Below are 12,421 nucleotides of genomic sequence, written 5' to 3' on the forward strand. Positions count from 1 at the left end.
GCGTTGTGGCTGACCGGCCACGATGGCCGGCTGCCTTGGTAACCACGCTGTCATGCGTGGGGTTAGGGAAATCATACGATCAGTCATTATTTCCCTCCGTACGTTCCCTAACATTGCAAAAGAGTTCACCAACCGGCGGTCAAGTTTAAGGGTTGCTTAAGCGTCACCGCCGCTGCCGCGCAGTTACCACACCCGCACGCGTGCTTCGGGCGGCAGGTACAGCTTCTGGCCGGACTGCACGTCGAACGCCTTGTACCAGTCGTCCAGGTTGCGCACCGTGTAGGTACGCCACTGCGCCGGCGCGTGCTCGTCGGTGGCCACCTGGTTGCGCAGCGAAGCCTCGCGCGCCTTCTCGCGCCACGCCTGCGCATAGCCGAGGAAGAACTGGCGATCCGTCTCGGGGCTGGTCTTGCCGCCCAGCGAGGCATGGTAGGCATCGAGCGCGGCGGCGAGGCCGGCCAGGTCGGCCAGGTTTTCAGCCAGCGTCAATTGCCCGTTGAGCTTCAGGTCGGGGAAGGCGTCGTAGGCCGAGTACTGCGCCACCAGCGCCTGCGCCGCCTTGGCGAAATGCTCGCGGTCGGCCTTGGTCCACCAGTCGCGCAGGCGCCCCTTTGAATCGAATTCAGCGCCGATGTTGTCGAAGCTGTGGCTGATCTCGTGGCCGATCACGGAACCGATGGCACCGTAGTTGACGGCGTCGCTGCCATTCGGGTCGAAGAATGGCGGCTGCAGGATCGCGGCCGGGAAGTTCAGCGCATTCTGCATCGGCATGTTGACGGCATTGACGAGCTGCGGCGGCATCGACCATTCCTTCGCATCGACCTTCCTGCCCAGCTTGGCCAGCTCCAGCTTGTAGTGGAACTGGGCGGCGCGCCAGGCGTTGCCGAAGGCATCGTCCGGCTTGATGTCCAGGCCGCCATACGTCGTCCATGTTTCCGGATATCCCACGCCCACGTACAGCACGTTCAGCTTGGCATGCGCCTCGCGCTTGGTGGCCGGCGCCATCCAGTCGAGCCGGTCGATGCGGCGGTGGAAGGCGTCGACGATATTCGCCACCATCTGCTGCACCTTGGCCTTGGCCGCCGGCGGGAAATACTTGTCCACGTACATCTTGCCCACCGCTTCCGGCATCGCCGCGTTCAAGGCGGCCAGGCTGCGCTTCCAGCGCGGCGACAGCTGCGGCGTGCCGCTCAGCGTGCGGCCATAGAAATCGAAGCGCTGGTCGACAAACGCCTTCGGCAGCGCGCCGGTGTGCTGGTTGATCGTGTGGAAAGCCAGCCAGTCCTGCCAGGTCTGCACCGGCATTTCAGCCACCAGTGCGGCAGCGCCGATGATCGCCTGCGGGTGGTAGACGATGAACTTCTTCTGCTTGCCCAGCCCGGCGGCCTGGAAGAAGGCCTTCCAGTCGAGGCCGGGCGCCCTGGCGGCGAAATCCTTGCCGGTCCACACGTTGTTGGCCTTCTGCACGTCGGACGATTCCTCGCGCAGGCCATGCGCCTGGGCCAGCTTGCGCTCCAGCTCGAACACGCGGGCCGCGCGCGCTTCCGGCTCCGTGAAGCCGGCCAGTTTCAGCATGGCCGCGATGTGCGCCTGGTAGGCGGTGCGCAGGCGGCTCATCCGCTCGTTTTCTTCCAGGTAGAACGCGCGGTCGGGCATGCCGAGGCCGCCCTGCAGCAGGTAGGGCACGTAGTTGTCCGGGTCCGTGAAGCCCTGCGCGATCCACACGCCGAACAGGTTCTCGGTGGCGAAATCGGTGGCGTTCAGGGGATCGACGTCGGCCCGCAAGCTGGCGCCCAGCGCCTGCGTGAGGCCGGCCTTGTCCCGGATGGCGGCGATCTTGTCGAGCACGGGTCGCAGCGGCGCCGTGCCGCGCGCTTCGATGCCGGCTTCGTCCATCAGGGCCCCGTAATAGGTGGCTACCCTTTTTGCGTCGCCCTGCCCCTGCCGGCTGGCGTCATCGATGAGCTGCACGATGCGCTGGTTGGTTTCGTCGACTAGCGCCTGGGCGGCGCTCCAGCCGCTGCGGTCCGCCGGGATTTCGGTGGCGGCCAGCCACTGGCCATTGGCGAAGGTATAGAAATCGTCGCCCGGCAGTACGGCGGCGGTTTGCTGTTCGCCTTGCTGGACGGCGCCCGGCGCGCCCTGTTGCGCGTGGCTGGTGGAAAAGGCCAGTGCGGCGCACAGCGCCATGGCGAGGGTGCTCGCACGCGGCGGGCGGCGCAGTACTCGGAAGGCTTGCATAAAGTCCCTTGTTTTGTCTGTGTGAACGAATTTTTTGGCGTGGTACGCCAGTGCGCACTCTAGCGGTGCCGCTGCCCCGTGACGAGGATTGTGCGACAGACTGCGGAAATCGCGGCTAGCCTGCTGAAGTCCGGCGACACGCCGCGCGCAGAAAGCGCTTCATCGGGGTGGAAAATCCGCTATAGTTCACTTACAGCAACATATTCGGGGGCCTGCACGATGACACTTGAGGAATTGTTCGATCACCCCGCCGCGCTGCCGACGGCGCCGAAGGTGGTCCAGGAACTGGTGGCCAGCTTCGACAAGGCATCGGTCTCCACCGAAGAGATCGCGCGCAAGGTATCGCTCGATCCGGTGCTGAGCGCGAAGCTGCTGCGCCTGGCGAATTCGGCGTACTACAACCTGTCGCGCAGTATCGGTACGGTCGAGGATGCGGTACTGATGCTGGGATTCGTGGCGGTGCGCACGCTCGTCATCAGTTCGGGCCTCGTGAACGGATTCCGCACCGTGACCGGGCTCGATCTTGGCGAGTTCTGGCGCCACAGCATGCGCACGGCGGTGGCGGCCAAGTGGATCGCCAAGAAAACGCGCGACAATACCGAACTGGCGTTTACGATCGGCATGATGCACGCCATCGGGCAACTGGTGATCCACTCGGCGATGCCGGAGCGGGCCGTGGCGCTGGATGCCATCGCGCCGCCGCTCGACCAGCGCCGCCTGGCCGTGGAACGGGAAGCGCTGGGTTACACGTATGCCGACGTGGGCGCCGAGCTGGCCCGGCGCTGGCAGTTCCCCGCCGTGTTTTCCGATGCGATCGCGGCCTTCCCCGACCCGCTCGGGCGCGGCGCGGTGGACCGGCTGGCGGCCATCGTCCACGTAGCCGCCTGGCGCGTCCGCACGCTGGACGACGCCGACCCGGCCGAGCCCTTCCCGGAAGCCGTGGGCGAGGTGCTTGGAATGGATGCCAATGTCATCGACGAAATGCCGCCGCTCGACGAGCTGACCGCCGGGCTCGACGAGATGATGAAGTAGGCGATCTTGTCCGGCTGACAATGCCAAAAACTTTTTACAAATTTTTTTGCTAAAGGCCTAAAGTTCCCGCCGCCTCTGACGTAAATCATGACAAGCAGTACTCCGATCACGATTTGCAGATTAAACGGGCGCTCCATGAACTCGACCGACGTTCTCTCGATGTATGAAAATATTGCCGGACTGACCAGCAAGATGGTCATCGCCGCGCAGGGCAGCGACTGGACGTCGCTGGACCGCCTCGAGAACCAGTGCGCCGTGCAATCGGTCGGCGCGCTGGGCGGCGTGCCGGCACTGGAAGGCAGCGCCCGCCAGCGCAAGATCGACTTGCTGAAACAGATCATGGCCAACGACCGCGCCATCCGCGACGTGACCGAACCCTGGATGGGCCGCCTGAACGGCTGAGCCGATCACCTGATAACAAAAAGCGCCCTGCGGGGCGCTTTTTTGTTGCCTCAAAACGAACAGCTGGTGTCCGACACGAATGCCATCTAAATAAGCCCCCCAAGTGCAGATTCCGGGGTCAGACCCGGCGGGTCTGAGGTGTACCGGGTTTCGTGGACATCCTAAACAAGAGACAATACGTCTCAGAGGAATCCATGACAACCAAGCCAGAAAAATCCCCATCTGAAGATGCTGCCGCCGAACGGCAGCATCGTTCTGTTTACACCAAACAATTCAAGCTTGCCGCTGTTGCTCGTCTTAACGATGGCAAACAGACGGCGGAAGCGCTGGCACTGGAGCTGGGCGTCAGGCGCAATCAGCTCTATAAATGGGCCAAGGCCCTAGAGCAAAAGGGGCCGGAGGCCAGCTTCAGTTCGCGAGGGCGTAAGCCGGCGAGCGAAGAAAGTGAGATCGTGCAATTAAAGCGTCAGTTGGCTCGCGCCCAGGAGGAGCTGGCCATCCTAAAAAAGTTCGACGCGTACTTGAAGCGACAGAAGCAGTGAAGTACGCCGCCATTGAAGAACTCCGCAATCACTTCCCTGTGAAAGCGCTGTGCCGCGTGCTGGAGATTAGTCGCAGCGGCTTTTATGCCTGGCGCTGCCGGCCACCTAGCCGACGTAGCCAGGAGGATCTCTCACTACGTGAGAAAATTCGGTGCCTGCACGAATCGAGTCACCAGGCTTTGGGAGCGGTGAAGACGTGGCACCAACTGAACAGCGATGGCGTAGAGTGTGGCAAGCATCGCGTTGCGCGATTACGCAAACTTGAGGGCATTGAGGCACTGCGCAAGGCAAAGTTTCGCGTCATGCGTGCCCATCAGCACACAGAGCCACCGGCACCGAACTTGCTCGACCGAGTTTTCACCGTGCCCTTACCGAACAAGGCATGGGTCAGTGACATCACTACCATCCACACCCGCGAAGGCTGGCTACATTTGGCCATTGTTCTTGACCTGTTTGCTCGCCGGATCGTTGGCTGGGCCATGAGCCCTCGTCAAGATGCAACGCTGCCGATTGCCGCGCTCCAGATGGCGATCGTGCAGCGCCGGCCGGCACCAGGACTAATATGCCATACCGATCAAGGCTCAGTTTATGGCTCAAAGGAGTATCGGAACGTGCTCGAGACGAACGACTTAATCCCAAGTATGAGCCGACGTGGAAACTGTCATGACAACGCTGTGGCGGAGAGCTTTTTCTCCACAGTGAAGAACGAAAAAACCCGCCACATCATCTTTACGACACGGGCCGAAGCGATCACTCAAATATCCGACTACATCGAGCTGTACTACAATCTGCGGCGGCCCCATCAAACGCTGGGGTACCGCAGCCCGATCGAAATCGAAAAACAGCATCAGATGCTTAATTGAAGCGTCTACGTAACCCGGGACATCTCAGTCTGACCCCAGCCCTTCGCTGTTGGGGTGAATGCATGCGCTTTCAATGCGTCGGGCAACGCTTAACTAAGCGGAATTAGTGTCCGATACCAGAATTTCGACGCCCGTGACTGCATCGAATGCCACTGACACAACGGCATCGGGCTCCATGGCTGCTGTTTTCAAGCGACAACCAAGCCTCAGGCCACCTTGCTCTCCGGCTGGGCCGGCTCGGCAGGCTGGGCCGGCGGGGCGATCGCCGGTTCGACGCGCGCCGCGACATCGTCTTCTTCCCTGCTCCAGCTTTGCCGCACGATAGGGCTGCGCTTCAGCTTGGCCTTGCGGACGAAGTGCACGATGACGCCGAAAATAGCCAGCAACACCAGGCTGCCGGCAAACAGGAACGTCAGCAGTTTCGGCCGGGAGATCTTGATCTCCTTCTTGGGTTCCGGTGGCGGCGGCGCGGCTTCTTTCTTCGGTTCCGGTTTGGCCTTCGGTTCCTCTTCCGGCACCGCGGGCGGCTCCCCGCTCGCCGGGGCATGCGGCGCGGCTTCCGGCGCGGCGACTTCGGCAACGGCCGGCGCGGCCGCGGGCGTGCCGGCGGGTTCCGGCTGCGAAGCCGCCGCTGCCGCCATCGTGACCGCGTCGGGCGTCTTCGGCGGCGCGGCGGCGGCCGGGTTCGCTGGCGGCGCGGCAACAGGCGCAGCGTCCGGCTTGCCGGGCATCGGCAGGCTGACGCGCGCGGCGCCGGCCGTGTTCGTCATTGCCAGCTGGGCTTGCAGCGTCTTCAACTTGCCTTCCAGTTCCGCCAGCTTGTTCAGCATCGCCGGATCGGCCGCTCCGCCGGCAGGCTTGGCACTTCCCGCCTGCGGCGCAGCTTCCACCGCTTTCGCGACAGGCGCCGGCCCCCCTTCCACGCTGGCCCTGGTGGCCCGTGCCGCATCGGCCAGCTCGGCCTTCGTTGGCAGGAATGAACGCTGCGGCGCCTTCTTCTCCGGCTCGGCCTGTGCCGCCACCTCGTGCGTTGCCTCGGGTTCCTTCTCCGCGACAGGCTTGGCCGGCTTGGCGCGGCGCTTGAAATCGTCGGCCGTGGAAGCGTATTTCAAAGATTCCTTGCGTATGTCGCGCTCGCTGCCCTTGGGAGATGCGTCGGGCGAGGACCTTGGCCGGGCCGGCGCGGCGGGTTCGATCTTGCCGCCGCGCGAGGCAAACGCCTGCTCGACGGCGCCGAGCAGTTGCCGCTCGCCCGGCGTTGCTTCTTTTCCAGGCGATACGACGGCGACCAGCCGCGCGGGAGCTTTGGCGGCACGCTCGGCGGCGGCCATGGCAGCGGTAGAAATTGCCGGCGCGGCCGGCGCCGACGCCACCGCGGCAGGTGCAAGTGCAGGCGCAGGCGCGGGCGATAGCCACAGCGTCACGCCGCGCACGCGTTCCTTGCCGCCGGAGACGAGCTGGAAATACAGGTGCAGCACTTCGCCCTGCACCGGAGCGCTGGTGGTCACCTGCAGCACGCGGCGGCCGTCGCGCCGCGCGATGGCGATCTGGGCACCGGCCAGGGCCGGGTTCATCTTCACGTTGGCACCCTGGAACACATTGGGGCGGGCCAGGCGCACCTGGAGGTCGGCCAGTTCCTGCGTTGTCAGGTCGGTCAGTTCGATATCGGCCGACAGCGGCTGCCCGCTGAACGAGCGAACCGACGCTTCACCGAGCTCGGCGGCATGGGCACCGGTGGTGGCGGCCAGCGCCAGCACGGCCAGGCGGAAAGAGCGGAGCAGGAGCGGCATGTTGATCTCGATAGCGATAATTTCCGTAACGTAAGTGTTTAACGGCGGAAATTTCCAATCTTTGAGTGCCCGGACTGAAATTCCTCCGTGGGTTACACTTAATGCATCACTTTTCCCGAGGATGCCATGGACAGTAGAACCGAACGCGACAGTTTTGGCCCGATCGAGGTGCCGGCACACCAGCTGTGGGGAGCGCAAACGCAGCGCTCGCTGCATCACTTCCATATCTCCACCGAAAAAATGGCGCCGGAACTGATCGCGGCGCTGGCCAACGTGAAGCGGGCCGCGGCGCGCGTCAATGTCGACCTCGGCGTGCTGGATGCCACCAAGGCCGATGCCATCGTGCGTGCCGCCGACGAGGTGCTGGAAGGCCGGCATGCGGGCGAGTTCCCCCTGTCCGTGTGGCAGACCGGCTCCGGTACCCAGTCGAACATGAACATGAATGAAGTGCTGGCCAATCGCGGCTCGGAGCTGCTGGGCGGCGTGCGCGGCGAGGAGCGCAAGCTGCACCCGAACGACGACGTCAACAAGGGCCAGTCGTCGAACGACATCTTCCCCACCGCGATGCACGTGGCGGCGGCCGTCGCGCTGGCTCGCGACGTGGTGCCGGCGCTGCACCAGTTGCGTGCCACGCTGGCGGGCAAGGCCCAGGCCTTCGCCGACATCGTCAAGATCGGGCGCACCCATTTGCAGGATGCCACGCCGCTCACGCTGGGCCAGGAATTCTCCGGCTACGTGGCGCAGCTCGACTATGCGGAACGGGCCATCGAACATGCGCTGCCGGCCGTGCTGCAGCTGGCCGCGGGCGGTACCGCGGTCGGCACGGGGCTCAATTCGCATCCGGAATACGCGACACGCATCGCCGCCGAACTGGCCCAGCGCCTGCAACTGCCGTTCCAGACCGCCGACAACAAGTTCGCCGCGCTGGCTGGCCATGAAGCCCTGGTGGCGGCGCATGGCGCCTTGAAAACGCTGGCGACGGCCCTGTTCAAGATCGCCAACGACGTGCGCTGGATGGCTTCCGGCCCCCGCTCCGGGCTGGGCGAGATCACGATCCCGGAAAACGAACCGGGCAGTTCGATCATGCCGGGCAAGGTCAACCCCACGCAGTGCGAAGCGGTGACGATGCTGTGCGCGCAAGTGTTCGGCAACGACGTGGCGATCAGCGTCGGCGGCGCTTCCGGCAACTTCGAGCTCAATGTCTACAAGCCGCTGATCGCCCACAACTTCCTGCAGAGCGCGCGCCTGCTGGCCGACGGCATGCGCAGCTTCGACGAGCATTGCGCCCGCGGCATCGAGCCGGACCGCACGCGCATCGGCGAGCTGATGGAACGCTCGCTGATGCTGGTGACCGCGCTGGCGCCACACATCGGGTATGATCGCGCCGCCCAGATCGCCAAGAAGGCGCAGCACGAAGGCACCACGCTGAAGGAAGCGGCACTCACGCTGGGTTTCGTGACCGCCGAACAGTTCGAGGCGTGGATCGTGCCGCTGGCCATGACCAGGCCTGGCGCGAAGGGCTGACCGGAACGCCGGACCGGCGACTGATGATTAAATTTTAATTAATCGTTCCATAATAAGTTGCCGGTCTAACAAGAATGAGGATAAAATGCAAAGAGTTGATTTTGAACTGACGTCGGAATTCGTCGAACTGAACCAGTTGCTGAAGCTTGTCGGACTGTGCGACAGCGGCGGCGCCGGCAAGCAGATCGTGGCCAGCGGCGATGTGCGGGTGGATGGCAAGCAGGAATTGCGCAAGACCGCCAAGATCCGCACCGGCCAGGTGGTCACGGTCGGCGATGTGCGCATCGCCGTGCTGGGCCAGGCGGGTTCCGGCGGGGCTTAATCTGCCGCAAACCCTGGGCCACCTCGGCGAATATAGTGGACAGGATTTGGGCAGGAATCCACTTATCCGGAGCGCGCATGGACCATCTCGACCCTACCAGACACCCCGAACCGCCGCGGTTCAACCAGCAATCGAATCCCCAGCCGCATTCGCCGGCAAACGCGCAATCCCGGCAAGCGCAGCCGGATGCACCGCCGCAGCCGATCCAGCAGCGCCTGATCGGCGACTTGCAGCAAGTGATCGACAATGCCGAAGACCTGTTGCATTGCACCGACAGCGCGCGTGACGGCGCCTACCGCGCGGCGCGCGAAAAGCTGGCCCAGGCGCTGGCGATGGCCAACGAGGAGCTGCAGCGTTTCGAGGAGGCCCAGCTCGAGCGCATGATCGCCGCCACCCACGAAGCCAGCCTCCGCCACAACGACAGCACCGGCGAAGCCCGGCTGTTCCGCGCCTTTCACTGACCCGCGCCATGCTCCGTGCGCAGTGCCGCGAACGCGGCATGCGCCATCCACTGCCCCAGCCGGGGCCCCAGGTTGAATTCCCCATCCGTTGCCAGCGCCGCATCGAGCGCCGCGCCAACGGTTGCGCCGTCCGCCAGCGCGGCCAGCGCGGCATGCGCGCTCTCGTCCAGCGCCAGCACGTCCGGCTGCCAGCCGGCGCGGTACACCAATCCCCGGGAAGGCTCCGCGATGTCATCCGGGAACGGCATATCGCTGTCCGGCTGATGGGCTTGCCATAGCGGCACCACGGCCCAGCGCGACGCGAATACGGCGGCGGCCGGATGCGGCACGAACCGGCACCCCTCGAACGCGACGGGTGCCAGGTGCGCCAGCGCGGCCGGGGCCAGCGGTTCGATCTCCGCCGCATGGTAGGCGCGGTGCAGCAGCCATTCGAGCCGTGCCATGTCGGGCAGGTAGGGCAGATCGGCCACGTGGGGGAAACCGTCGAGAAAATCGGCGAAGCCGCCACCGAAGGCGTTCAGATCGGCGGCGGCCGGCTCGTGATGCGTACCGTACTCGCGGGCCAGCGCGGCGAAGAAATCGTCGCCGACCAGTTGCGCCACGACGGGAAAGGCCCCCGCCAGCGCCCGGGTCCAGCTCCCGGCCAGGTTGCCGCGGTAGACCGCCAGCCGGGACGCCAGCGGCGCAGGCCGCAGCATGGCCGCCAGTGCGCCTTCCGCGCTGGCCGACAGCAGCGCATCGGCAAAGGCTTGCTGCACGGCGGCCAGTCTGGCGCCATCCGCGACCTCCCCGCTTTCGGTGTCCGGTGCGGACCGGGGTTGCGTGACCGCGACGGGCGCCGCCGCCACGCGAGACAACAACGCCGCGGCCTTGTCCGCCTCGACCATCAGCACGTCCAGCGGCGGCACGTCGGCATCCCATTCGACCAGCGTGGGCACCGCGCCGAAACGCGCCAGCGCCGCCTCATACAGGCGCCACACGGGTTCGGCAATCGCCGCGCCATGGTGGTCGATGACCACGTCCGGCGTTGCCAGGTGCCCGCCCAGGTGGATTTCACCGACCAGCCCCGGCGCGATGGCGGACAGCGCGGCCAGCGCATCCTCGCCGTGGTTGCACTGGTTGACGTAGAGGTTATTGATGTCGAGCAGCAGGCCGCAGCCGGTGCGGCGCGCCAGCGCGGCCAGGAACTCCGCCTCGCTCATGGTATCGGCGCGAAAGCGCACGTAGGCCGACACGTTCTCGATGAGGATTTGCCGCTTCAGCACATCCTGCATGCGCGCCACGCGGGCAGCGATGATGTCGAGCATGGCGTCGTCGAGCGCCAGCGGCAGCAGGTCGTGGAAATGCCGGCCGGGCACGGCGCCCCAGCTCAGGTGTTCGGAAACGAGGAAAGGCTCGATGCGCTCGGCCAGGCTGCGGATGCGTTCCAGGTGGCCCGGCGTGCCGCCATGGGCGGAACCCAGGCCGAGGCCCACGCCATGCAGGCTGACGGGATAATCGCGCCGCAGGCGCTGCAGTACCTGCACCTCGCGCCCGCCCTCGCCCAGGTAGTTTTCGGTATGCACCTCGAGCCAGCCGGCACGCGGCCGGCCTTCGAGAAAATCGCGGTAATGCGCCGCGCGCAATCCGAGGCCGACGGAAGCGGCCGGGCTGGCCATCGGCTTACTTGGCGGGCGCCGGCGCCGTGGTCTTGCCGCCCAGTTTTTCGCAGGTGCCCTTGGCCACCCATTTCCATTCGGTCGGCGCATTGTCGGTACGCGCCATCGACGCGCAGCCGTGCGCACCATCCGACGAGGCGCAATCGTTCTGGCCGGCTTTCGCCACGCCATAGCATTTTTCCTTGTCGGGCCCGCCACCCATCTGCGCCTGGGCGGTACCCGCTGCGCAGGTCGCGGCCAATGCCGCGGCGATCATCGCTGCCTTGTTCATGTTCATGTCCTTATGCAAGAAACCCGTCGATTCTAACGAAAAGTTTCCGGAAAATGGGGTCTGACCCCGGTTCTGGGCAATAAAAAAACCCGCTGTCCACGGGGAACAGCGGGTCAGCGCGCTCGGGGGCGCGCTCAAGCCGTGGTATTGATCCGGTTGCCCAGGTGCGGCGGAAGGTTGGGCGCGCTTGGCGCCGCCGGCAGCGCATCGATCAGCGCGGCGGCCGACGATGCCTGCATGTCCATCGCTTTTTTCAGCACCGCCATGCTGACTTCCTGCTTCGTACCGGTCTCCGCGATCGTCGTCGACAGCCGGGCAATGCTCATTGCGTCCATACTTCCTCCACTAAGCCTTGCGGCAAGGCCGATTTTTCCGCATATCCCCGTTTACGGAACAGTTACGGGGAACTTGAGGCCGGCGGCGGCATGCCAGCCATCCTTTTCAGCAGCCATGCCAGGATGGCATCGCGGTCGTCCAGGTCCAGCCAATCGATGTGCGGCGCCAACCCGGCCGGCCGCGGCAGCGTCGATGCGACGGCCACGATGTGCTCGTCATGCGGATACAGCGGCCCCTTGTCGCCGACACCGCGGTGGATTTCCAGCTTGTCGATCGGAAAAGATTTAAAGCCTTCCACCAGGGTCAGGTCGGCGGGTGCCAGCCGGGCGAGCTGTTCATCCAGGCCCGGTTCCGCGGCGCCGCGCAGTTCATGCACGATGGCGTACCGGTAAGGCGACGCTACCATGACTTCGGCCGCGCCGGCGCGCCTCAGCCGCGCGCTGTCCTTGCCGGGCGGTTCCAGCTCCAGGTCGTGATGGCTGTGCTTGATGACATTGACTTTTCGCCCCGCCGCGGCCAGCTGGCCAACGAGGTATTCCAGCAGCGTGGTCTTGCCGCTGCCCGACCGGCCGACGATGCCGATCACCGGCGCCGCGGCGGCTGGTGTGTGCTCCATTCTTGCTCCTGTGAGAATGGAGGCATTATAGAAGAAGGCAGCCCGCCGCCTGGAGCGGGCTTGGCCGATAAACCCGCGGCCGAGATGCCCGTGGCCGATGGGTTCCCGGCCGGTGCTGCGCCGATCGATTACTTGTCGGGCCGGAACGGGCCGTCGCCACCGCCCTTGCCCATCAGGCACAGCAGGCCGACACAAGCCAGCACGACGACCAGCACGCCCGGCTCGGAAGCGGCACTGTCGGGCAGGTAAGCGGCACGCACCGGCGCGGCGGCGGCCAGCAGGGGCAACGCGTGCAGAATGGAAAGCTTCATGAAGTCATCCCGTAGGGTTGTCGATAAAACAAGCATGACAATCCAATATGAC

Annotated in this window: 14 protein-coding genes; 7 read left to right on the forward strand and 7 right to left on the reverse strand. The window is 65.1% G+C overall.

What is annotated here, in order from left to right; genetic code table 11:
* Positions 1-183: 183 nt before the first annotated feature.
* Positions 184-2,241, reverse strand: coding sequence for a M13 family metallopeptidase (locus tag EYF70_RS21540; protein ID WP_131147232.1), 2,058 nt, complete (start codon positions 2,239-2,241; stop codon positions 184-186).
* Between the two features lie 219 nt (positions 2,242-2,460).
* Between EYF70_RS21540 and EYF70_RS21545 the strand changes: the two genes are divergently transcribed.
* From EYF70_RS21545 to EYF70_RS21560, 4 genes are all read left to right on the forward strand, one after another.
* Complete coding sequence (locus tag EYF70_RS21545) at positions 2,461-3,273, forward strand: HDOD domain-containing protein (protein WP_131147233.1); 813 nt, start codon at positions 2,461-2,463, stop codon at positions 3,271-3,273.
* 135 nt (positions 3,274-3,408) lie between these two features.
* The gene (locus tag EYF70_RS21550) at positions 3,409-3,675 is read left to right on the forward strand and encodes a flagellar protein FliT (RefSeq protein WP_131147234.1); all 267 of its coding nucleotides are present in this window, start codon (positions 3,409-3,411) and stop codon (positions 3,673-3,675) included.
* A 194-nt stretch (positions 3,676-3,869) separates the two neighbouring features.
* Positions 3,870-4,217, forward strand: a complete 348-nt coding sequence (locus EYF70_RS21555) for a transposase (protein ID WP_131143854.1) — start codon at positions 3,870-3,872, stop codon at positions 4,215-4,217.
* On the forward strand, positions 4,214-5,080 hold the full coding sequence (locus EYF70_RS21560; protein WP_165497552.1) for an IS3 family transposase: 867 nt from the start codon (positions 4,214-4,216) through the stop codon (positions 5,078-5,080). Before EYF70_RS21555 ends, EYF70_RS21560 begins: the two co-directional genes overlap by 4 nt.
* Before the next feature lie 206 nt (positions 5,081-5,286).
* On the opposite strand, the gene EYF70_RS21565 is transcribed toward EYF70_RS21560, so the two are convergent.
* Entirely contained in the window at positions 5,287-6,870 is a 1,584-nt protein-coding gene (locus EYF70_RS21565) for a type IV pilus assembly protein FimV (protein ID WP_131147235.1), read from the reverse strand.
* Positions 6,871-6,996: 126 nt separating this feature from the next.
* Here EYF70_RS21565 and fumC point away from each other — a divergent pair, with 126 nt between their 5' ends.
* From fumC to EYF70_RS21580, 3 genes are all read left to right on the forward strand, one after another.
* Positions 6,997-8,394 (forward strand): class II fumarate hydratase, encoded by a 1,398-nt coding sequence (fumC, locus tag EYF70_RS21570; RefSeq protein WP_131147236.1) that lies wholly within the window; start codon positions 6,997-6,999, stop codon positions 8,392-8,394.
* A gap of 85 nt (positions 8,395-8,479) precedes the next feature.
* A complete protein-coding gene (locus tag EYF70_RS21575; RefSeq protein ID WP_131147237.1) occupies positions 8,480-8,716 on the forward strand; it encodes an RNA-binding S4 domain-containing protein in 237 nt (78 codons plus the stop codon).
* A gap of 77 nt (positions 8,717-8,793) precedes the next feature.
* Positions 8,794-9,177, forward strand: coding sequence for a DUF883 domain-containing protein (locus tag EYF70_RS21580; RefSeq protein WP_229420497.1), 384 nt, complete (start codon positions 8,794-8,796; stop codon positions 9,175-9,177).
* Here EYF70_RS21580 and bufB read toward each other — a convergent pair.
* The 5 genes from bufB to EYF70_RS21605 all read right to left on the reverse strand — a co-directional run bounded on the left by bufB (position 9,171) and on the right by EYF70_RS21605 (position 12,369).
* A complete protein-coding gene (gene bufB / locus EYF70_RS21585; RefSeq protein WP_131147238.1) occupies positions 9,171-10,835 on the reverse strand; it encodes an MNIO family bufferin maturase in 1,665 nt (554 codons plus the stop codon). The two genes, EYF70_RS21580 and bufB, sit on opposite strands and share 7 nt — an antisense overlap.
* 4 nt (positions 10,836-10,839) lie before the next feature.
* On the reverse strand, positions 10,840-11,106 hold the full coding sequence (locus tag EYF70_RS21590; protein ID WP_131147239.1) for a BufA1 family periplasmic bufferin-type metallophore: 267 nt from the start codon (positions 11,104-11,106) through the stop codon (positions 10,840-10,842).
* A 134-nt stretch (positions 11,107-11,240) separates the two neighbouring features.
* Complete coding sequence (locus EYF70_RS21595) at positions 11,241-11,441, reverse strand: YjfB family protein (protein ID WP_131147240.1); 201 nt, start codon at positions 11,439-11,441, stop codon at positions 11,241-11,243.
* Positions 11,442-11,503: 62 nt separating this feature from the next.
* Positions 11,504-12,058 carry a molybdopterin-guanine dinucleotide biosynthesis protein B gene (gene mobB, locus EYF70_RS21600; RefSeq protein WP_131147241.1) on the reverse strand — a complete coding sequence of 185 codons (555 nt, stop codon included), beginning with the start codon at positions 12,056-12,058 and terminating at the stop codon, positions 11,504-11,506.
* Between the two features lie 128 nt (positions 12,059-12,186).
* Entirely contained in the window at positions 12,187-12,369 is a 183-nt protein-coding gene (locus tag EYF70_RS21605) for a hypothetical protein (protein ID WP_131147242.1), read from the reverse strand.
* Positions 12,370-12,421 lie beyond the last annotated feature (52 nt).

The sequence above is a fragment of the Pseudoduganella albidiflava genome (genome assembly GCF_004322755.1).
Lineage (GTDB): Bacteria > Pseudomonadota > Gammaproteobacteria > Burkholderiales > Burkholderiaceae_D > Rugamonas > Rugamonas albidiflava.